Consider the following 20,522-nt stretch of genomic DNA (forward strand, 5'->3'; position numbering starts at 1 on the left):
CTCCTCTATATCAGTCGGCAAGCACCCCATAACGTAAGAACTCCAATCACTCCTGCGCATCCCGTCATCCAAAGAACTTCTATCCGATGCATTTTCTTCTGGAACTTTTCTTCCATTCCAAGTGACTGTAAAATTTCCCCTTCTCTTTTTTCTTCCTGCTTCTCCGCAAGAAACATCTGATACAAAACTATGGAAATCAGAATCATGTAAAACACTGCAAAAATGCTGTACATTCCTATAAAGGAATATAATTCCTGACGTATTTTCTTATACTCTTCATGGTTATTCTGCACATTTACAGCTGTTCCCTGTTTTAAAATACTTAGAATATGCCCTTCCGTATCATACGCATCCGCATCATCCGATACCAGAATTTTTACGATCTGATCATATTCCATAATTCTGCTTTTCCCAAATTTCTTCCAGAAATTCTTTCCAACAATCATCGATATACCAGATCCACCTATCTGTGGATTCCGCACATCTTCTTCCTTCATGCCACGTAAAATCGCTGTTACTGGAATCGGATTTTCGTTTCTACTTCCATTCTCATTCAATGTATAAACCGGAAGTTCATCACCAACCTGTACCGTATCTTCTGATATTCCTTGTCCGTCCGGACTGAATGCACTCAGATATTTCCCGTTATATTCCTGCAACTCTGTAAGATCCAGAATGCAAAAATCTCCCTGTTCAAATTCTTCTTTTGTCAGGCTGCCTTCATCCAGATTTCTCAGAAAACGCTGTATATCCTGCCATCTGTCTATTGTAAGCAAAGACAATCTTACTTTCTCAATAGATATCTTTTCCTTGATTGATGTCTCATTCAGATATGCCACCAATGTTTCGACTACTTTCTGAAAATACTCGCTTTTAGCATATTCTGACAGATCAATCCAGAACTCCTCTTTTTCATTGTTATGATATTGTTCTACAGAAGTTACTCCGGCAACCTGTTCCAGTTTATCAACTGTCTGCCTGGAAATTCCCGGAGAATTCGTAATCTCCATTGTACTCAAATAGTATCCATTTCCTGTCAGCCTTTGATATACTTTCAGTTCTTCCTGTCTGGTTGATATTTCCATCTTTCCAAATCCCACGGTCAGCAAAGCACTTGCCAGAAGAACAATTTCTACACTCTTACGCACACGATACATCTGCCATTTATGAAGTAAAACTCTTCCCGGCGTGAACCGGACGATCTTCCTGTACTTTCCCCTTCTTTTCTGAACTTTCTTCTTTTTTTCTTTCAGAAGTATGCGAAGCTGTACTGCACTGAGTCCATAACTTGCAGCAATATATAAGATACTGAATCCAGTTCCAAAAAGGACTCCTTCCCATGCAACCGCCTGTGGTAATGTCTGCTCGGTTATCTTTTCAAAAGCAGGGATAACCAGCTGGTAAATCCCAATCCCTGCAAGATTTCCAACAATAACAGCTCCTGCACCAAACAGAACTGCTTCCCAGAAAATAATCTGGTACATCTGCCCTCTTCTCATTCCAAGTGCATCCAGGAACCTCCAGAACTGTTCTCTTGAGATAATCGAACGCGATACCGTAAGAAACAGGATACAGATCGACGCACCACCAATCAGCAAACGGATATTTTCCAGAAAATCCATATACGGAAGACTTACATCAGAAAGTTTGTCCTGTTCCACATTGTCATCCATGCCGCAGGTAAATTCTTCGCTGTCTTTCAGATCTTTATAAACACTTTCACTGCCTTCTTTCGCTTTTACAAGCATATGCATATCCTGAACAGAGCCGATCCTGTTCCCGCCTTCCTGTGTCACAATTCCAGTTGGAAAACGATGCCGGTTGCAGATTTCCCAGTTTATCTGATAATCTTTTAGGATCCCGCATAAAGTATACGAATAGCTTTTTGATTCCCCCTGCTCCAGAATGGAAAACGCCGGTGTAATATCCAGTGTAATCTCTTTTCCAAGCATCTCCTCATATCCAAGTGAGCGAAGTGTACTGTATTCCATTACGATCTCATGCTCATTTTCCGGCAGGCGTCCTTCTTTCATTTCCAGTCTGCCAAGCTTCCACGCCGTCTCGTCCATTGTCCCGATATTCATCTGACGGTTTTCCAGATAATCTCCGGCGATTGCCCCATAGATACTTATTTTCCCGGTCTGTGCAAGAAATGGATTCTCTTCTGCTACTTTTACCGAGCTTTCATCCATATCCACAAATACCTGTTCCCACTCCCCATATACTGCTTTACGATTCTCGATATATGCGGCTTTCAGTCCTTCCGACATCTGAAAACCAATCTGAATCAGTGTGCAGGTAAGAAGCAGGATTGAGACTATCAGGATACTATATTTCTTCTGGCTGCGGATTCTTTTTATACTGAGTTCCCGTTCAATTCCATGTCTTTTCATCGCAATGCACCATCTTCCATATACACAATCCTGTCCGCATAATTGGCACTGTCCATATCATGTGTCACCATGACAATTGTCTGACGGTAAAGCTCTCTGGATGCGCAGATCAGTTTCATGATCTCCTGTCCGGTCTGATAGTCCAGATTCCCGGTCGGTTCATCCGCAAGGATCACTCCCGGCTTTGCTGCCATTGCACGGGCAATTGCCACTCTCTGCTGCTCTCCACCAGATAACTGATCCGGATAATCTCCGTTCCTGTCCCATAATCCAACCTTTTCAAGAAGCTGTCGGATATAAGCTTTATCCGGTACCGTATGCGCGATATAAAGCGGCATGCATACATTATCCCAGATCGTATACTCCGGCAGTAACTGATACTGTTGGAAAATAAACCCGATTTTCTTCTGCCGGATCTTGCAGATCTTCTTTTGGGAAAGCCCGTTAATCTGTATTCCATTCAGGAAGACTGCTCCGGTATCTGGCTTTTCCAGTGTTCCTGCAATCTTAAGAAAAGTAGATTTCCCGGATCCGCTTCGTCCCATCACTGCCACAAATTCACCGCTTTTCACTTCAAAAGAAAACTCCTTTAATGCTGTGATTTTCTTTTCACCAAGGGTATAGCTTTTGCTTACCTTGTCCAGTCTGATTACGGTTTTCATCTTCTGCCACCTCCTTCATTTGTTAGTCTTACTATATCAGATCAGTCTTTCGATTCACTTACCCCAATCTTACGAAATCGTAAGATTTATTTCTTCCTGTGCATGATCTTTTGCGATCATCTTCGGCAGTATAAACTGGAAGGTTGTCGCCTCCTCCAAGCCGCTTCGATCCACAACCTTCAGTGTTCCCTGATGGAGCGTGACAATTTCCCTTGCCAAATGCAGACCAATTCCGATTCCACTTCCCTGTTCCATCTGGTAGAAACGGTCAAAAATCAGCTCTCTTTTCTCTTCTTCAATCCGTTTTCCCCGATTGGTGATATACAGCTTATAATAGTCCGTATCTTCTTTCAGCAGAATCTGAATCAGGCTTCCTGTATCTGCATATTCTACGGCATTTTTCAGTACATTTTCCATTGCCTCTTTCAGCCAGAATCCGTCGCAGGAAAGCAGGCATTCTTTTGGAACATCCATTTCAAATCCAACTCCTTTTTCTTCCGCTAAAGGCTGTGTTCTGTCTATACATTCTTCGATCAGTCCGGTCAGATTTTCTTTTTTCCGCTTCATCCAGATTTTCCCGGAATCAATCTGCGCAAGCCTAAGAAGCACGATCGTCATATCGGACATCCATTGCACCTTTTTCACACAGTCTTCCAGCTTCTGATACCGTTTTTCATCCTCTTCTGTCACAAGAAGCACCTCCAGGTTCAGAAGTGTTCCCGCAATCGGTGTTTTTAGCTGATGGGAAATATTTTCCATGTAAGTTCCCATTTTCTGCCGGTCACGATGCAGAAATTCTTTTTCTTCCGCCAGCTTTGCTTCCAGTTCCCTGTCTTTTTCTACCAATTGATTATCCAGTGCTTTTTTCCGTCTTTTCTCCATGTGCAGTTCTGTCAGCAGACCAACAATGCAGAGGATGCCGATCGCAGCCACAAACACACCTATTCCGTAACTTCGGATTCTCTTTTCCAGCCAGATTTTTCCTGTCTCTTCATACCCTGCCTCTTTCAATGCCTCGCAGCCCTTCTGATATGCTTCTTCATCCGGTTCTGTAAAGGCAGAAACCGTTCTGTCTTTTTCTGTCTGTCCGATCCAGGAAACAACCTGTCTTTCATAATTTTCTGCAAGAATATTCTGGTATCCATAAAAAGCCAGCAATATCAAAAGAAAAATCAGAGTCCATTTTCCCGGTATTCTCCATTTCTCCGTCTTTCTCTCAGATCTCATCATACACATCCTCAGCTTTCAGCGTCCATGCATAACCAACTCCACGCTTTGTCTCAATCGGATCCTGCTCATTTTCTGCAGTCAGCTTCTTTCTCAGCCTGTTCATATGTACAGACAAGGTATTGTCATCGATATAATTTTCATTGAAATCCCAGATCGTGTCCAACAGGAACTCCCTCGCAACAAGATTCGGTGCGTTTGCAAGAAGGCTGCACAGGATCTGATATTCGGTCCTTGTAAGATCGATTCGGACACCATCCTTCTGCAAAATCTGCTTCTGCAAATCCAGTTCATATTCTCCGCTTTTGATTCCTTTTTTCACTTTCTTGCCGTTTTGCATACCGGTACGTCGCAGCAAAGCCTTGATTCTCGCAATAAATTCAAATGTGCGGAAAGGCTTGATCACATAGTCATTTGCTCCCGCTTCAAATCCTTCTACGATAAATTCTTCACTGTCATAGGCTGATAAGAAAAGAATGGGATTGTCTGTATATCTGCGGATCTCCCTGCAGAGCATGATTCCGTTCCCGTCTGGCAGCTTCATATCCAGTACATACAGCATATATTCTTCTCCTCGAATCCTTACGAGTGCTTCGCTACAAGACTTCGCTGCAACCGCATTCCATCCCTTTAGTTCCAGGATGTCTACGATTCCCTGTCTTACCAGGTCGTCATCTTCAATTACTAAAATTTCTGTGTTCATGCTCGGAATTCCTTTCTTTATTTCTATTGTATGATTACGTAAGCTGACTCCTACTTGATTCGTATACTTTGTACACCATCTCGCTTAACAGCCAGGTGATGTACATTCGCAAAATACAGATTCTTGTGCAAGCACAAATCTGCACTTGGCTCATCGTATACACAAAAAGGTGCCGCAAACCTGCGACACCTCTTTAAGTCTTCTTCAAATGATTATCCAGCAGGCGTGCGCTTCTCCTGCATCTCTCAGGTTTCCCCTGTCTATACCATCGGCGTGTGGATCGCACGAAATCTTCCACCTTAGATAATCATATGAATGAATTTTTCTCTACATTCAGTATATCAATATTATTCTCTTTTGTAAAGAATTTTCTTGTTGCGCAGCAGCCTGTTCCATTCCTTATCATCTATTTTCATAAATGTGATAATTGAATTTTTGTAGTCCAGATTATCCTTTGATGTAATCAAACGTAAAACCATTTTAAATACTTCTTTAACGTCCTTAATTTCTTTTAGTATCAACGCTGTATTGGGTTTCTTCGCTTCAATTATATAATCCGGATCCCGTATTATCTCGTCAAAGTATGTAGAAAAAAGTTCATAATCATTGGGATGTCTTTCCCGAATATGCATAATCTGCACAACAGTTATAATAACTTCATCTGTTACTATATCCTCTGCTATACAATGGTATATTTCCCTGTCAATTTTCCCTACTCTATACACGTTTATAATCTATCCCTACTTCGCCACGATCCGAATCTCCTCCCCATCAAAGTAATACACGGAATCCGAAAGCACTTCCTCCGGTGCCACTCCGGTCTGATTGATCTCTTTTACCATTTCCTGCATCCGCTCCGGCTCCAGTCCAAAGCTTTCCGGCACCAGTATCACTTCATGGATACTGCTTGGCAGGATATAGAAATCCCCTCTGATCATCCCCCTGACCTTTTCCCGGAAATCCGGATACCGCATCACTGCTGCCCCCAGACTGCACTGCTCGTTCGTCGCCACATACATAAAACGCACAATCTGCCGGATCTGCACCGGATAGATCCGCGGTGTATTCTTCTCGGCAAGACGGCGGATCTCTTCCTTTTCCACACGCCAGTACCGCAGATGCTCGTTGCGGATCTGGATCGCCGCCGAGCCAAAGCGTGTGTTGTCTATCTGGATATAATAGACCACTGCCAGATCCAGGAACGGCTCATAAGGAATCTGCTTTAACAGTTCTTCGTTGGCATCCCGCCGGATCAGCTTGTACACGATATGCTCTTTTACATGATTAAAATCAAACAGATTCTGACAATCACAGGTCTTCTTCACCCGTATCTCCTGATAAATACTGCAAATGGAATCCGCCAGATCCGGTACCTGCTGCCCCTTCAGATACTTCTGGTAAAATTCCTCCAGATAGATCGTCGGTGCAAGGTTGCTGTCCTCCTGCTTAAAAAGAATCCCTGTTCTTCTGGTTCCATTATTCTTCGTCACGGTGTACAACTCCGTCCTCACCTGCGCATCTACCTGTCCTCTGATCTCGCATAACATAGCATTCATAAATTCTGTATAATTCATCCGTTCTCCTTCCAGAAAGCCATGCGCCGCAAAGAACCTTTTCTGCCATCTTAAGGCAGCTTATGATTTGAATATCACCCGCATTCAAGCAGGTGTGTACTGCCAATTATATCTGCCCTTTTTTCAGATTACAAGAACATTCTTTTCCCCTCCAAAATGGCATTGACATGCAAAAAAGCCGAGAGCATGAGGACTTGCCTCTGCTTTCGGCTTTTATCTCTGTCTTAATTTTGTGAATTATGACGAAAGGATTATGCTCTTGAGCTGTACTCTCCTGTACGGGTATCAATTTTGATCTTGTCACCCTGGTTAACAAAAAGCGGTACAAGAACACTTGCTCCGGTCTCAACGATAGCCGGTTTGGTAGCACCTGTAGCTGTATCACCTTTTACTCCCGGCTCTGTCTCTGTAACTTCAAGTTCCACACTGATCGGCGGCTCTACTGAGAATACGTTACCTTCATGTGAACATACTTTAACCATCTCGTTCTCTTTTACAAACTTGAGGGAATCTCCTACTGTATCTCCATCAACTGCGATCTGGTCGAATGTCTCAACATCCATGAAGTGATAGAGTTCACCATCAGAATACAGATACTGCATATCTTTTCTGTCGATATGAGCGGTATCGAATTTCTCTGTCGGACGGAAAGTCTTTTCTACTACACCACCACTGATGATGTTTTTAAGTTTTGTTCTAACGAAAGCTGCTCCCTTTCCCGGTTTTACATGCTGGAATTCCAGAATCTGATAAATGTTACCTTCGATCAGTACTGTAAGACCATTTCTAAAATCGCCTGCTGAAATCATTGTAATATCCTCCTTATATATGCCCTGGGGCATTCCTTTTACTTTTTATATACATTACTTATAATTCTATAATAAAAAACTCTATTTTTCAACAAAAAATTTCAATCAATTACAGATTTCCCTGATTTTCCGTATTTTTTTGCTATTTCATATAGGCATTATAGAGTTTTTTATCCACATTTTTCTCGATTTCATCGTAAACCGGCTGCACTGCCTCACGGATTTCTGCTCTCAGTTCATCACTAAGTGTAACAATCTGTGTTCCACTGTCCTCAATTACTTTGATCTTGTCTGCAATCCGGTCATCCGATGCCTGGCGAGCCTCTTCTTTGGCGATCTCAGCAGCTTCTACAAGGATTGCCTGCTTATCTTCCGGCAGATCCTGAAAAAATTCATCACTGACGATCATAGAGATCAGATGCGGCAGGTGATTGGTTTCCACCACATAATCCTGCTGTTCATAAAGCTTGTTGGATACGATAACCTCGTATGGATTCTCCTGGGCATCAATGGTTCCCTGCTGCAGCCCAATATACACCTCACTGAAACTCATCGGTGTCGGAGATGCTTTCAGTTTTTTCCAGAAATCCATATGGTGGGAATTCTCCATGGTACGGATCTTCTGTCCTTTAAAATCAGCCAATGATTCGACCTTTTTGTTCGTTGACATGACACGGAAGCCCTGGTCTGCATAGCCAAGGAGCTTGTACCCGCCATTCTCATAGACATCCTCCAGAAGCCCATAGAACTCCGGATTATCTACCTTTTCACGTACTTCATCAATCGTACTGAATCGGCACGGAATATCAAACACCGCAAGGTCCGGCATGAAAGTTACCTGCGGTGCGGTATTCTGGATCACAAACGGAATATCCCCATCCTTACAGCTCTCCAGAAGCTCTCTGTCCCCTCCGATCGTACCGTTCGGATAGACCTGGATCTTCATCTTGCCATCACTTAATTCTTCTACTTCTTCCGCAAATTTTTCTGCATAGATCTGTGTTACGGTATCCTCCGGACTTGCCGTTGCAAGCGGCCATGCATATCGCTGTACTTCATCATCCGCAACCGTCTTTTTCTGACACCCCGCACTGAGTGCAAGTGCCGCACACATTCCTGCCGCTACCGCCATTCTTACTGCTTTCTTCATGCTGCTACCTCCTATATCAGTGCCAGGCTGATCGCCGGGATAAATGTAATTAGCAAAAGCGCAACAAGGAAGTAGCCGATCATTGGCATCGCATGTTTGGAAATGCGCATGATCGGGATATCTGTAAGCGAGCTTGCCACAAACAGATTGACTCCGATCGGCGGTGTTACAAATCCGATTGCAAGGTTGACAACCATCATGATTCCAAAGTGGATCGGATTCATGCCGACTGCTGTTACGATCGGCAGAAGGATCGGTGTCAGGATCAGGATTGCCGGTGTGGTATCCATGACCATTCCCACGATCAGAAGGAATACATTGATCACCAGAAGCAGGACGATCTTATTGGTAAAATGCGTCAGGATCCAGGTACTTACCATCTGTGGGATCTGCATCAGAGTCAGAACTCTTGAAAATGCAATCGATGCTGCAAGGATAAACATGATCGGTGCATAGGTGCGCACGCCTTCCACCAGTGCCGGCCAGATATCTTTAAACGTCATCGTCTTATAAATAAACAGGCTGACGATCAGTGCGTAAAACACCGAAATGACTGCCGCTTCTGTCGGCGATGCGATTCCGGAATAGATGCATCCCAGAATGATAACCGGACTCAAAAGTGCCCAGAAGCTTTCTTTTAAAACCTTCAGAAGTCCTTTCTCATGAAGTTCCCCGACTACTTTCTGGATCTTTTCTTTGTCCTCTCCATTCTTTTTACAGTAATAAACTGCATAAACCATCAGAAGTCCACCGATCAGAAGTCCCGGAATGATCCCTGCGATAAACAGGTCACTTACTGATTCACCGGAAGCACTTCCGAACATGATAAACGGAATACTTGGTGGAATAATAACTCCAAGACCACCTGCCACGGCTACGATCGCCGCGGAAAAATCCTTATCGTATCCAAGCTCGATCAGAATCGGGATCGTCATACTTCCGACTGCTGCAACCGTCGCCGGTCCGGAGCCTGAGATTGCACCATAAAACAGACAGGTTACAATGACCGCACACGGCAGACCCGCTGTCAGATTTCCAAGAAAATAGGAAAATACATCAAATAATTTTTTGGAAATGCCTCCTCTTGCCATGATGATTCCGGAAAGTACGAACATCGGAACCGCAAGGAGTGGAAAGCTGTCAATTCCTCCCAGCATAGAACGGATCACAAACTGTCCGCTGGCTGTGAAGGATGGATCAAAAGCACCCGGAAGGACCGATGCGATCGTAAGCGCGATCGATACCGGAATGGCAATGATCAGACAGATTACAAATAAGATAAATACTACTGCTGCCGGCATGCTTTTTCTCCTTTCTCATCTTTTTCTCTTACTACTTTTAATTCTGCAAACCATCGCTGGATAATACGGATCGCTACCAGGATAAAACTTGCAAGCGGTGCTGCCTGCACATAATACATCGGGATGTGGCACGCCGGACTTACCTGTCCGCTCTCTACTGCTGACATCATATACTTAAGTGCAAACGGTATCAGGTAAAGAAATACCATCAGTTCAAAGGTATGGTTGACCAATTTAAAAAGTGCCTTCCCTCTTCGTGGGAAAATTGACACAAACTGTTCGATCTTAATGGAAATACATTTTTTTGTGCAATAGCTGACGCTCAAAAATCCCGACCATACAAACAGGTAACGGGTAATCTCCTCCGACCAGGACGGCGCTGAGCCGAGTACATATCTGGAAAACACCTGGATCCCCATGAACACTGTCATCAGGATCAGGCTTATCACCATAAAAAATTCTTCCAGATAGTTATCCAGCCAGATTACTGTTTTCTTCATTCTCATTTGCCCTCCATTCATGTAATCATACAAAAATGATATCAATTACCGAAGAATTTGTCTATTTTTTCTATTTGCTTTTATCTCTTTAAATAGCAAAATTTTCTATAATTTTTTCACTTTCAGAAATCGGTTCGTTTTTTTACAAAACCAGAATATGATAAAGGCCCGCAATCCTCCGGAATCCCCGGTATGACTGCGGGTCTTTATCCTGCCTTTTTCACTCTTCATTCAGGTTAAACATAACGGATCCGCCACAGGACTTCTCCGGATGTTTCTTCACTAGATGCTCTTATCGATCAGAGTCAGGATTTCTCTTAAATCTGATGCATTCATCTGTCCAGGTGCAGAAGCCTTTCCTACTGCCCCGAAAGTAAGTGCTGAACCGAATACTTCACCGCACAGGCGACTGATCAGTCCGGTACCTGCCATAGACATTGTAATGATCGGACGGTCTGCATGTTCTTCTGCCATTTCACGTGTTGCTTCAAGAAGTGTAAGTACATCCTTTTTGCACTGTGGCATTACTGCAATTTTCGGGATATCTGCGCCGAGTTCCTGCATTTTCACAAGGCGTCCTACGATATCGTCTTTGTCCGGTGTCTTATCGAAGTCATGGTTGGATGCAACGACTTTTACGCCGTGTGCATGCGCGCCTTCGATGATATCTTTTACAACTTCGTCCCCTGTAAATGCTTCTACATCCACAAGGTCAACCAGTCCTGTTGCTGCTGTTTTCTTGTTCAGCTCTGCATATGCGTCAGCTTCGATTGCTTTTTCGCCGCCTTCTTTGGAAGTACGGAATGTGAAAAGAATCGGAGTTTCGCCAAGTGCCGGACGAAGGTCTTTTAATACATCTTCAACCTGTGCGAAGTCAAATACACCTTCGAACCAGTCTACACGCCATTCTACAACATCAAGCGCAACATTCTCAAAAGATCTTGCTGCTGCAAGAATTTCTTCTTTTGTCTTTCCGACGATCGGTACACAGATTTTCGGTACTCCTTCACCGATCTTAACGCCACGAACTTCTACATATTTACTCATGTCTGTTTTCTCCTTTTTCTAGTTGTCAGCCTGAGCCTGTTCTACCATCTTAGTATAACGTAAGTTTACAAATAATCCAAGAAGGACTCCAACTGCTGTAAGAACGATATTCATAACCATAACCTGTGACGGCTGCATTTTGGATGCTGCTGTAAGGATGGTGTAGTTACACAGGGAAGATGCGATCATAACAAGTGCTGTTACAGTTCCTTTGATCTTCGGGAAAAGCATGTTGCATACAGAAGTTGCGATCTGAAGAAGTCCGCCTGCTCCTGCCCATCCGATCAGGAATGCACCTGCAATCATAAGTGTCTGGCTCTTTCCAACCAGAACAGCGATCATTGTTACAAGACAGATTACCGGATATCCCAGGATAAATCTTACGTCTTTGATCTTTCTTGTTAAAAGTGCAGTTACAACGAGTGCAAGCATTGTTCCTGCTGAATAGTATGTCTGCATGATGGACGGATCAGCCCAGCCAACATTCTCTTTTGCAAAGTTCTGTGCACAGTTCAGCCATAACTGGAAGGTACCTGTACATGTGAATCCGATCAGGATCATTGCGATGGATTCTACAGAGAAATGGGTATGCTTTAAGCTGTCGATCAGGCCTTCTTTCTTTCCCGCTGCTTTCTGATCTGTATCCGGGAGTGGGAAGATCATAACCAGTACCAGAAGTACAAGATAAGCGATTCCACATGCATAGAACAGTGTGTTGTAAGAGGTTGCTCCTGTTGCTGTTGTAGCGACAGTTACACCAAGTACGAACGGTAAAAGCATCTGCGATACAGAAATAAAGAATTTGATCCCCATAGTTGCAACGCCCGGTGCTTTGTAAATGATTTCTGAAACAGCCGGGTAAATTCCTGTATCCAGGAAAGAGTTTGCGATACCACCAACGATTGCACAGATATATGCGATCTGGTATCCGCCATTTGTTCCTGCATTAAATGCAAGTGCAAGTCCGATCAGGTAGATTGCATAGGATCCACTACCGATCGCTGTTGAAATACGACGTCCGAGTTTGTCAGAAAGCGGTCCGGCGAACGGAAGCGCGATCAGACGTCCAAGTCCGAGTGCTGCTGAAATTGCAGTGATTGCCATAACTTCTACGCCCCAGGAAGCGGCAAGTGCTTCCTTGATGACTGCCTGTCCAAGGATGGAACATCCGACACCATGGATAAAGTAGTTTAAATAAAGGATCAGGGCGCTGGGTATGTATTTCTTATTCATCTCTTTTCCTCACATTCCTGTTTTTCAAATTTTTTCGATTTCTTCTTAAATTCAATACAAGCCTGCCGGGTATTAATCATCGTATCTGATGTTTAATACTTCTTTCATGTGTTCGATCGGCATTTCTTTTCCTGTCCAGAGTTTGAATGCTGCTGCTCCCTGGAATAACATCATTCCAAGCCCGTTCATTGTCTTACATCCAACTTCTTTTGCCATAGAACGCATCTTTGTTTCCAGTGGTGAGTAAGGAACATCAATAACAATAAGTTCCGGACGGAAGAATGATTTATCCGGTACAACTGACATTCCTTCCAGTGGTTTCATACCAACACCTGTTCCGTTTACGAAGATGTATGAATCGTTCATTTCTTCTCTTAATTTTTCTTTGTCATCCAGATCGTAAAGAGTAGCTTTGCAATTTGTCTTTTCATTGATCTTTCTTACTGTTTCTTCTGCATTTGCCCAGAATTTATCATGAATATTGAAAATAGAGATTTCTTTTACGCCGTCAAGTGCAGCCTGGATTTCAATTGCTGTAGCAGCTCCGCCTGCGCCTGCGATTGTCATCTTCTTTCCGATCACATCGATATCGTTATCTTTTAATGCCTGCATGAATCCGATGCCGTCTGTGATGTGTCCTGTTAAAACACCATCTTCATTTACGATTGTGTTAACTGCTCCACAAAGCTCTGCTGCTGGAGATAATTTGTCCAGATACTGTCCAACAACTGTTTTATTTGGCATAGACACGTTAGATCCTACCATTTGCAGAGCACGAAGTCCTTTTACTGCATCTTCCAGTGTGCTGTTGTCAACTTCAAATGCAAGGTAAGCATAATCCAGTCCAAGGTAAGCAAATGCTTCATTATGCATTGCCGGTGAGCTTGAATGTCTGATTGGATAAGCCATAAGTCCGATAAGTTCTGTGTGTCCTGTAATTCTCTCTGCCATGATTTGTTCTCCTTTTCTTCTTCCATCGAAATTTATTTCTTTGTTCTTTGAGAATGTTTTTAACGTTTGCCCAATTTTTGTTAATTTTTAAACAACCTCTTGATAGTTAAATTATAGACGATATCATTTGATAGTTCAAATACATCTTATATGCGTTTTTGATAGCTTTTTGGCATCAGTTATGGTATGATTATTTTATATAATATAGAAAGGATTTTTTACCATGACGCTAAATCAGCTTGAATATTTCCAAAAAGTAGCAACCCTGCAGCATTTCCGACAGGCTGCAGAATTACTTAAGATCTCCCAGCCAAGCCTCAGCCGGTCCATGTCGCTTCTGGAAGAAGAACTTGGACTGATGCTTTTTGAACATCATGGACGCAATGTTGTCCTCACCAAATCCGGCCGCGCCTTTCTGGAACATGTCAACCGGATCCTCGAGGAGGTACATATTGCCGAGCATAAGATGAAGCAACTTGCCGGAAGCGGCGGACATATTGATATCGCCTATGTATTTCCGCTGGCAAACTACTATATTCCGCATACAGTGCGATCCTTCCTGGATATAGACCGCAACAAGCATGTAACCTTCAATTTTAACCAAACGCACACTGCAGATATGATCCAGGGGCTCAAATCCGACCGCCACGATGTGATCTTTGGTTCTTTCGTTGCGGATGAACCGGATATTTCCTTTGTACCCATTCTGAACCAGAATATGGTTGTAATTACTCCAAAAGAACATCCTCTTGTCCAGAAAGAATCCGTCTGTTGCAGTGACCTTACCGACTATCCTCTGATCGGGTATGACCGCTATTCCGGACTCGGTGGCTTCACCCGTAACTTCTATAAAGAAAAGAAGCTGAAGGTAAACATCATCTGTGAGTGTCCGGATGAAAACGCAATTGCTGCCCTGGTTGCCGAAGATTTCGGAATCGCCCTTGTTGCCAGGGTCGATGCGGTTGATCAGGCAAATGTAACCGTACTCCCGCTTGCCGATGCAGACCTTACCCACACCGTTTATATGGGATACATCCGCGACAAATACCAGATTCCCGCTGTCAAACGTTTCATCCAGTTTGTCAAAAGAGATGGGAAGGCCTATTAAAGTGCCTTCCCATTGCTTTCTTTTACATATTCAATAAATTCTTTTACAACCGGCGCCAGATATTTTTCCTTCAGCTTCGCCAGATATATATAACGTTCATATGGGGGATTCTCAATATCCAGTACATCTACATTCAGATTTTTAAGTATAGGAATCTCCGGCATTACCGCAATTCCAAAATTTTCTGCCACAAGACCTGCCATCGATGCATCTTCCAGAATCTCATATGCTATCTTCGGCGTCCCTCCGGTCTGTTCAAACAACTGGTCGATCACCGGTCTGAGCCCGCTGTTCTTGGTGAAATATACCTGGGGATAAGGAAGTGTTTCCTTCAGATCAACAGATCCTCTTCCGGCAAGCTCATGGTCTCTTGGAACAACAACAACCAATTTTTCCTTAGCGATCGGTACAAAATCAATCCCGGATTCTTTTTCTTTTCGCGAGCAGAAAGCGATGTCATACTTCTCCTCTTTCAACCCCTGTATAATCTCTGTCGTATTTCCGACAGAAAAACGGAAATTCACATCCCAGTCTTCGTGTTCCTTCAAAAAACCGCCTACAAGCTGTGGAACAAATACACTTCCAAGCGTAAAAATATATGCGAGATCGATCACCCCGCCGGTGTCACTTGTCAACGCCCTTGTCTTTTTTACACCACTGTCCAAAATCTTTAAAGCTTCTTCTACATATTCCAGAAATACTTTTCCGTACTTTGTCAGTACAACGTTACGCCCTCTTTTTTCAAACAGGTTTGTCTCAAGCTCCTGCTCCAGCATACTGATGGCATGGCTGAGACTTGGCTGCGTAATGGACAGCATTTCCGCCGCTCTGGTATAGTGTTCTATATGTGCTAGTGTCACAAAGTAATGCAACTGATTCAGATTCATAAAACCATCACCCTCTTTCCTGTTCTTATATTAAACATAGCATAAATTATTTAATTATTCTATAGTTTTGTTTAAATTGTCTATCTTTTTCCACTTCCTGTCTTCCTGGTATAATTCTATTTTTATCTTTTTCACCGTTTCTATAGTTATCTTCTATTATTTTTCTATGTATTTTCAATTTGTATTTTTCAGTTTTTTGTGTTTATAATGGATTTAACAAAAACCGGTACGCCCAAGCCGGTATAAGACAACCTCGCGTAACTAAGATTTTTTGGGGATTGCAGGAATTGCATAGCAATGGAGCAATCCGATTACATCAGTGAGTGGCAAAATTTACTTTTGACACTCACATCATTTTATTTTGATTATTAAGTCATTTTTACGGAGGAATTTCTAATGAAAAGCAAATACAAACACATTTTCGAGCCATTTACCATCAAACATATGACGGTCAAGAACCGTATCGTCATGACTCCAATGGGAACCAACTACGGTGAACAGAATGGTGAAATGAGTTTTCTTCATATCAATTATTACGAGCAGCGTGCAAAAGGCGGTACAGGACTTCTCATCGTAGAGAACGCCAGCGTTGATTCTCCACAGGGATCTAACGGAACCACACAGCTTCGTATCGATCAGGATAACTACATTCCAAGACTTTTCAAACTTTGCGAAACAGTACACAAACATGGATCCTGCATTGCAATCCAGATCAATCATGCCGGTGCTTCTGCACAGTCAGCACGTATCAATATGCAGCCGGTTTCTGCTTCTGATGTTCCTTCAAAAGCAGGCGGTGAAATCCCGCGTCCACTGGAAAAAGATGAAATCATGCATATCGTGAAAAAATACGGTGAAGCCGCAAAACGTGCACAGATCGCAGGATTTGACGCTGTAGAAATCCACGCAGGTCATTCTTACCTGATCAGCCAGTTCCTTTCACCTCTTACAAATAAGAGAACAGACGAATTCGGCGGATCTTTGGAAAACCGTGCAAGACTTGCAAAACTTGTTATCGAAGAAGTAAGAAGACAAGTCGGACCATTCTTCCCTATCTTCGTCCGTATCAGTGCAGATGAATTTATGGAAGGCGGAAATACTCTGGATGACTGTCTTGATTACCTGCAGTACTTCCAGGAAGAAGTTGACGTATTCGACGTATCTGCCGGTCTGAATGGATCCATCCAGTACCAGATTGATGCCAATTACCTTCCGGATGGATGGCGTTCTTACATGGCAAAAGCTGTAAAAGAACGTTACGGCAAACCATGTATGACAATGGGTAACATCCGTAATCCACAGGTTGCCGAAGATATCCTTGCAAGAGGCGACGCTGACCTGATCGGTATGGGACGTGGACTGATCGCAGATCCGGAATGGGTAAACAAAGTAGAATTCGGTGATGAATGTGATATCCGTAAATGTATTTCTTGTAACATCGGATGTGCAGGACACCGTATCGGAATCAACCGTCCGATCCGTTGTACTGTTAACCCATCTGTAAATGGCGGCGAAGATTACAAAAAGCAGAAAATCAACAAGCCTTGCAACGTTGTTGTGATCGGTGGTGGTACTGCCGGACTGGAAGCTGCATGTACAGCTGCCGAGGTTGGATGCACTACTTTCCTGATCGAGAAGAAACCGGAACTCGGCGGACTTGCTGCCCTGATTTCCAAGATCCCGGACAAGAAGAGACTTGCTGACTTCCCGAACTATCTGATCCATCGCGCAAGCAAGCTGAAAAACCTGTTCATCTTCAAGAACACAGAAGCTACGATTGAAATGATCAGAAGCATGAACCCAAACATTATTGTAAATGCTACCGGTTCTAATCCGCTCCTTCCACCGATCAAGGGTCTTCATGAGAACATTGACAAAGAAGGCGGAAAAGTTTCTTCTATTACAAATATGATCGACCATGTTATGGAATATCCAGAAGATCTGAAAGGTAAAAAAGTCGTTGTTATCGGTGGCGGTGCCGTAGGTCTTGATGTAGTAGAATTCTTCGCTCCACGTGGCGCTGATGTAAGCATTGTGGAAATGATGCCGGTAATCGGTAACGGAATTGATCCGGTATCCAAAGTCGGAACCTTTGCACTGATGGATAAATATGGTGTAAAACAGTGTCCGAATACTGCTCTTCTTGAAGTTAAAGCAGATTCCTTCCTTGTTAAAACGCCAGAAGGAAATGAAGAAGAAATGCTATTTGATTATGGATTTGTATGTCTTGGTATGAGAGCAAACGCTCCGATCCTCGATGCAGTCCGTAAAGAATTCGAAGATGAAGATGTTGAAATCATGAACATCGGTGACAGTGTACGCGCCCGCCGTATCATCGAAGGTACAGAAGAAGGACGTAACATCCTGAATGTTCTTGCCAAACATGACTACTTATAAGATTTTGTAAATATAGTATCTCCCCTGATGCCCCCTGGTTCTCGTTATGAGAACCGGGGGATTTCTATTTACTTTACTAAAAAGAATGTGCCTTGGCACATTTTCGGCACGCAGTGCCTTTTATTTGATAGGAAGTTCCTTCGGAATTTCCTATCAAAAAATGCCCTGCCTACTTGCAGGACATTCTCTTTTCGTTCTCTTTTTTATAGAAATGTAATACAATCTTCTCCAGATATCTTTTCAGCACAATCTGAATCTCTTCTTTTGGATAGATTGGCTTCACCAGAATACTCTTCATCCCGGTACGCTTCGCTCCCCACACATCCGTAAAAAGCTGATCTCCGATAAATACAGTGTTTCCTCTGTCCGTTTGCATCAGCTCCATGGCTTTTATATAATTCTTCGTGGAAGGCTTATGCGCATTAAACACATACTTGCTCTGCACCTTTTCGGCAAAAGGCTTTACACGTGGTTCCTGGTTATTGGAAATCAGGCATGTATCAAACCCGATGCTGCGCAGCCTGTCAAAAAGACAGATTGCTCTCTCATCTGCCGGTGCTCCATGCGGAACCAGCGTATTGTCAATGTCAAATACCAGTCCACGACAGCCTTCCCGATACATTTTTTCAAAATCCAGTACATAAGTGGACGCTACATATTCGTCCGGATAAAAGGTCTTAAACATGATTCTCATCCATTTCCAGAAGCTTCTGAATCAGATCTTCACAGATCTGCAGAACCGTCTTGTTATCTGTATCTACAACGATATCTGCAGCCGCCTCGTATTTTTCTCTTCTTGCTTCCATCAGCTGCTCGATATATTCTACATTCTTGTGTCCATTAAGCAGCGGTCTGTCGTCACTATCTTTTACACGGTCAAGAATGGTCTGTGGATGTGCAGTAAGGAGTACTACACGACCATTTTTCTTCATCTCTACGACATTGCGTTCACGCATTGCCACACCACCACCACAGGAAATGATCACATTTTTCTTCTCCTGCATCTCGATCAGAAGATTGGTTTCCATATTACGGAAGTATTCCTCCCCATAGGTTTCAAAAATATCGGAAATACTCATGCCTTCGCGTTCTGCAATCAGCTGGTCCATCTCAACCACTTCCATGGCAAACATGGTACTAAGATAATCAGAGATCGTACTTTTTCCAGCTCCCATAAACCCGATCAGGACAATGTTGTAATCAAAAAGCTTTCTAGCCTGGATCTTCTTACTGTTGCGCTGGATACGCTCAAATACATCATAAATCTCGTCTCTGTGCTTATCATTGTGAAGGCTGAACATCAGTCTCTTCTTCTGCTTTTCTTCCTGTTCCGGCTGCAGGATCGGCATACCATACTCTTCTTTGTATGCCATGATCTTTTCAATGATCGCATATCTTTCTTTTAATGCCTCTGTGATCTTCGCATCACAGTTTGCAAGCTCTTCACGGTATAATTCCAAATCGTTCATCTATCAATTCCTCGTTTCTCACTCTACTGCTTTCCGGGTGCCTTCAATTGCCCGTTATATTAAAACATTATAGCAGACACTTTGGAAGTGAATCAATAGATATTTTTTATTTTGCGTTATCCAGGACCGCTTTTACATCACTTTTAAACTGCTTCCAGGCATCTTCATTTTCGACAAAGTATTTCGGACAGATTTTCCCTGTAATATCATAATGTCGGATCACATCTTCTTCTGTCAGCGAAAACTTTTCACACAGCCATGCTGTAAGTTGTACCATGCTCTTATAAGTTGCCTCGTTGAACTTTCCGGTCTCATCCGGATGACAGCACTCAATGGACACCGTATCAAAATTCCGTGTATTGGATGCATAAGCAACCTCCCAGGTTGGTACGCACTGTACGATTTCCCCGTCCAGTCCTACTACAAAATTACTGCTTGCCTGCGTAATGTGACTGTCCTTCAGTCCCTCAAAATAGTCTCTGTTCTCCATCGCTGTCGAACCAGGATTGGCAGTGTAATGAATGACTATTCCGGTAATCTCATTGGTTGAAAGTCCCGGTCTTGAATATTCATTCACAGTTAACAGTTCTACATCAATATCCGGCTTTTGGGCACTGATCACTTCATCAGAAAGCTCACTGTATGCTCTCTGTGCAAAGATTCCTCTTCCACTGATCTTCATAATAGAAAGTGCAAGAAGCAGTGTGATCAGGATCGTACTTCCCACCTTTATATAACGGCTCATTCTGCGCCTCTTATTCGCCTCATAATAGCTTTTTCCATCGCCCCCCCTGTACAGGTTGGCTCTGGTGTTTTTCTTCTTTCTTCGGTTCATTTCGTCATCTCAATCTTTTGTGTTTTTTGCAAATTTTCTGTTGGAATCCCAACTATATCCAGACTATCATAAAATGGTGAGAAATTGTTGAAAAAATTATTATTTTTTTATTAAGGTAGTCGGAAGGGGACGTGTACCCCTCCGAAAAAACAATTGCCGCTGGATTCCGTTGACTGTTGAAGGTTTGGGTGAAGTTTGAAAATAGTTGGATAATGTAAGAGAGAAGAATCGTCTCTCTTACGGAAATGATTCTTCTCTCTTGATTAATTTTGCATC

19 protein-coding genes are annotated in these 20,522 nt (G+C 43.0%); 2 read left to right on the top strand and 17 right to left on the bottom strand.

Annotated elements, in window-relative coordinates; all coding sequences use genetic code 11:
• Window positions 1-5 precede the first annotated feature (5 nt).
• From PGU50_RS04235 to PGU50_RS04295, 13 genes are all read right to left on the bottom strand, one after another.
• Window positions 6-2,393, bottom strand: coding sequence for an FtsX-like permease family protein (locus PGU50_RS04235; RefSeq protein ID WP_270246191.1), 2,388 nt, complete (start codon window positions 2,391-2,393; stop codon window positions 6-8).
• A complete protein-coding gene (locus tag PGU50_RS04240; RefSeq protein ID WP_117556084.1) occupies window positions 2,390-3,055 on the bottom strand; it encodes an ABC transporter ATP-binding protein in 666 nt (221 codons plus the stop codon). Before PGU50_RS04240 ends, PGU50_RS04235 begins: the two co-directional genes overlap by 4 nt.
• A gap of 69 nt (window positions 3,056-3,124) precedes the next feature.
• Window positions 3,125-4,285 carry a sensor histidine kinase gene (locus PGU50_RS04245; protein ID WP_195501777.1) on the bottom strand — a complete coding sequence of 387 codons (1,161 nt, stop codon included), beginning with the start codon at window positions 4,283-4,285 and terminating at the stop codon, window positions 3,125-3,127.
• Window positions 4,272-4,985, bottom strand: a complete 714-nt coding sequence (locus PGU50_RS04250) for a response regulator transcription factor (RefSeq protein WP_008375063.1) — start codon at window positions 4,983-4,985, stop codon at window positions 4,272-4,274. Before PGU50_RS04250 ends, PGU50_RS04245 begins: the two co-directional genes overlap by 14 nt.
• A 347-nt stretch (window positions 4,986-5,332) precedes the next feature.
• On the bottom strand, window positions 5,333-5,710 hold the full coding sequence (locus tag PGU50_RS04255) for a PBECR2 nuclease fold domain-containing protein (protein WP_055155615.1): 378 nt from the start codon (window positions 5,708-5,710) through the stop codon (window positions 5,333-5,335).
• A 15-nt stretch (window positions 5,711-5,725) separates the two neighbouring features.
• Window positions 5,726-6,559, bottom strand: coding sequence for a DUF5688 family protein (locus PGU50_RS04260; protein WP_008375058.1), 834 nt, complete (start codon window positions 6,557-6,559; stop codon window positions 5,726-5,728).
• A gap of 251 nt (window positions 6,560-6,810) precedes the next feature.
• Entirely contained in the window at window positions 6,811-7,368 is a 558-nt protein-coding gene (gene efp / locus PGU50_RS04265) for an elongation factor P (RefSeq protein ID WP_022220387.1), read from the bottom strand.
• Between the two features lie 142 nt (window positions 7,369-7,510).
• On the bottom strand, window positions 7,511-8,518 hold the full coding sequence (locus PGU50_RS04270; protein ID WP_195250678.1) for a TRAP transporter substrate-binding protein: 1,008 nt from the start codon (window positions 8,516-8,518) through the stop codon (window positions 7,511-7,513).
• 11 nt (window positions 8,519-8,529) lie between these two features.
• On the bottom strand, window positions 8,530-9,819 hold the full coding sequence (locus PGU50_RS04275) for a TRAP transporter large permease (protein WP_055260595.1): 1,290 nt from the start codon (window positions 9,817-9,819) through the stop codon (window positions 8,530-8,532).
• Window positions 9,804-10,319, bottom strand: a complete 516-nt coding sequence (locus tag PGU50_RS04280; RefSeq protein WP_270246192.1) for a TRAP transporter small permease — start codon at window positions 10,317-10,319, stop codon at window positions 9,804-9,806. The genes PGU50_RS04275 and PGU50_RS04280 overlap by 16 nt, the downstream gene beginning before the upstream one ends.
• Before the next feature lie 282 nt (window positions 10,320-10,601).
• Complete coding sequence (aroD, locus tag PGU50_RS04285) at window positions 10,602-11,366, bottom strand: type I 3-dehydroquinate dehydratase (protein ID WP_117556092.1); 765 nt, start codon at window positions 11,364-11,366, stop codon at window positions 10,602-10,604.
• An 18-nt stretch (window positions 11,367-11,384) separates the two neighbouring features.
• Window positions 11,385-12,599, bottom strand: coding sequence for an MFS transporter (locus PGU50_RS04290; RefSeq protein WP_008375049.1), 1,215 nt, complete (start codon window positions 12,597-12,599; stop codon window positions 11,385-11,387).
• A gap of 72 nt (window positions 12,600-12,671) precedes the next feature.
• Window positions 12,672-13,550: a shikimate dehydrogenase gene (locus PGU50_RS04295; protein WP_270246193.1), complete on the bottom strand. Its 879-nt coding sequence runs from the start codon at window positions 13,548-13,550 to the stop codon at window positions 12,672-12,674.
• A gap of 223 nt (window positions 13,551-13,773) precedes the next feature.
• On the opposite strand from PGU50_RS04295, the gene PGU50_RS04300 reads away from it, so the two are divergent.
• The gene (locus tag PGU50_RS04300) at window positions 13,774-14,658 is read left to right on the top strand and encodes a LysR family transcriptional regulator (RefSeq protein ID WP_117556096.1); all 885 of its coding nucleotides are present in this window, start codon (window positions 13,774-13,776) and stop codon (window positions 14,656-14,658) included.
• Here the strand turns inward: PGU50_RS04300 and PGU50_RS04305 are convergent.
• On the bottom strand, window positions 14,655-15,545 hold the full coding sequence (locus PGU50_RS04305) for a LysR family transcriptional regulator (protein ID WP_117556097.1): 891 nt from the start codon (window positions 15,543-15,545) through the stop codon (window positions 14,655-14,657). The two genes, PGU50_RS04300 and PGU50_RS04305, sit on opposite strands and share 4 nt — an antisense overlap.
• A 396-nt stretch (window positions 15,546-15,941) precedes the next feature.
• Here PGU50_RS04305 and PGU50_RS04310 point away from each other — a divergent pair, with 396 nt between their 5' ends.
• Window positions 15,942-17,942: an oxidoreductase gene (locus tag PGU50_RS04310; protein ID WP_270246195.1), complete on the top strand. Its 2,001-nt coding sequence runs from the start codon at window positions 15,942-15,944 to the stop codon at window positions 17,940-17,942.
• Between the two features lie 169 nt (window positions 17,943-18,111).
• Here the strand turns inward: PGU50_RS04310 and PGU50_RS04315 are convergent, their stop codons facing one another.
• The 3 genes from PGU50_RS04315 to PGU50_RS04325 all read right to left on the bottom strand — a co-directional run bounded on the left by PGU50_RS04315 (window position 18,112) and on the right by PGU50_RS04325 (window position 20,246).
• Window positions 18,112-18,627, bottom strand: a complete 516-nt coding sequence (locus PGU50_RS04315; protein ID WP_055155622.1) for a YqeG family HAD IIIA-type phosphatase — start codon at window positions 18,625-18,627, stop codon at window positions 18,112-18,114.
• Window positions 18,620-19,411 (bottom strand): shikimate kinase, encoded by a 792-nt coding sequence (locus tag PGU50_RS04320; RefSeq protein ID WP_173824512.1) that lies wholly within the window; start codon window positions 19,409-19,411, stop codon window positions 18,620-18,622. The genes PGU50_RS04315 and PGU50_RS04320 overlap by 8 nt, the downstream gene beginning before the upstream one ends.
• 106 nt (window positions 19,412-19,517) lie before the next feature.
• The gene (locus tag PGU50_RS04325; RefSeq protein WP_008375036.1) at window positions 19,518-20,246 is read right to left on the bottom strand and encodes a peptidoglycan recognition protein family protein; all 729 of its coding nucleotides are present in this window, start codon (window positions 20,244-20,246) and stop codon (window positions 19,518-19,520) included.
• Window positions 20,247-20,522: the final 276 nt, after the last annotated feature.

Origin of the sequence: Coprococcus sp. AM11-30B, assembly GCF_027674365.1 — a bacterium.
GTDB classification, from domain to species: domain Bacteria; phylum Bacillota; class Clostridia; order Lachnospirales; family Lachnospiraceae; genus Allocoprococcus; species Allocoprococcus comes.

Bases quoted from the DNA above. Each gene is read 5' to 3' on its own strand.
- PGU50_RS04325 (WP_008375036.1), bottom strand. From the start codon at position 20,246: ATGAACCGAAGAAAGAAGAAAAACACCAGAGCCAACCTGTACAGGGGG.
- PGU50_RS04260 (WP_008375058.1), bottom strand. From the start codon at position 6,559: ATGAATTATACAGAATTTATGAATGCTATGTTATGCGAGATCAGAGGA.
- PGU50_RS04305 (WP_117556097.1), bottom strand. From the start codon at position 15,545: ATGAATCTGAATCAGTTGCATTACTTTGTGACACTAGCACATATAGAA.
- PGU50_RS04290 (WP_008375049.1), bottom strand. From the start codon at position 12,599: ATGAATAAGAAATACATACCCAGCGCCCTGATCCTTTATTTAAACTAC.
- PGU50_RS04235 (WP_270246191.1), bottom strand. From the start codon at position 2,393: ATGAAAAGACATGGAATTGAACGGGAACTCAGTATAAAAAGAATCCGC.
- PGU50_RS04320 (WP_173824512.1), bottom strand. From the start codon at position 19,411: ATGAACGATTTGGAATTATACCGTGAAGAGCTTGCAAACTGTGATGCG.
- PGU50_RS04315 (WP_055155622.1), bottom strand. From the start codon at position 18,627: ATGTTTAAGACCTTTTATCCGGACGAATATGTAGCGTCCACTTATGTA.
- PGU50_RS04295 (WP_270246193.1), bottom strand. From the start codon at position 13,550: ATGGCAGAGAGAATTACAGGACACACAGAACTTATCGGACTTATGGCT.
- PGU50_RS04275 (WP_055260595.1), bottom strand. From the start codon at position 9,819: ATGCCGGCAGCAGTAGTATTTATCTTATTTGTAATCTGTCTGATCATT.
- PGU50_RS04310 (WP_270246195.1), top strand. From the start codon at position 15,942: ATGAAAAGCAAATACAAACACATTTTCGAGCCATTTACCATCAAACAT.
- PGU50_RS04270 (WP_195250678.1), bottom strand. From the start codon at position 8,518: ATGAAGAAAGCAGTAAGAATGGCGGTAGCGGCAGGAATGTGTGCGGCA.
- PGU50_RS04240 (WP_117556084.1), bottom strand. From the start codon at position 3,055: ATGAAAACCGTAATCAGACTGGACAAGGTAAGCAAAAGCTATACCCTT.
- aroD (WP_117556092.1), bottom strand. From the start codon at position 11,366: ATGAGTAAATATGTAGAAGTTCGTGGCGTTAAGATCGGTGAAGGAGTA.
- PGU50_RS04300 (WP_117556096.1), top strand. From the start codon at position 13,774: ATGACGCTAAATCAGCTTGAATATTTCCAAAAAGTAGCAACCCTGCAG.
- PGU50_RS04250 (WP_008375063.1), bottom strand. From the start codon at position 4,985: ATGAACACAGAAATTTTAGTAATTGAAGATGACGACCTGGTAAGACAG.
- PGU50_RS04245 (WP_195501777.1), bottom strand. From the start codon at position 4,285: ATGATGAGATCTGAGAGAAAGACGGAGAAATGGAGAATACCGGGAAAA.
- PGU50_RS04280 (WP_270246192.1), bottom strand. From the start codon at position 10,319: ATGAAGAAAACAGTAATCTGGCTGGATAACTATCTGGAAGAATTTTTT.
- efp (WP_022220387.1), bottom strand. From the start codon at position 7,368: ATGATTTCAGCAGGCGATTTTAGAAATGGTCTTACAGTACTGATCGAA.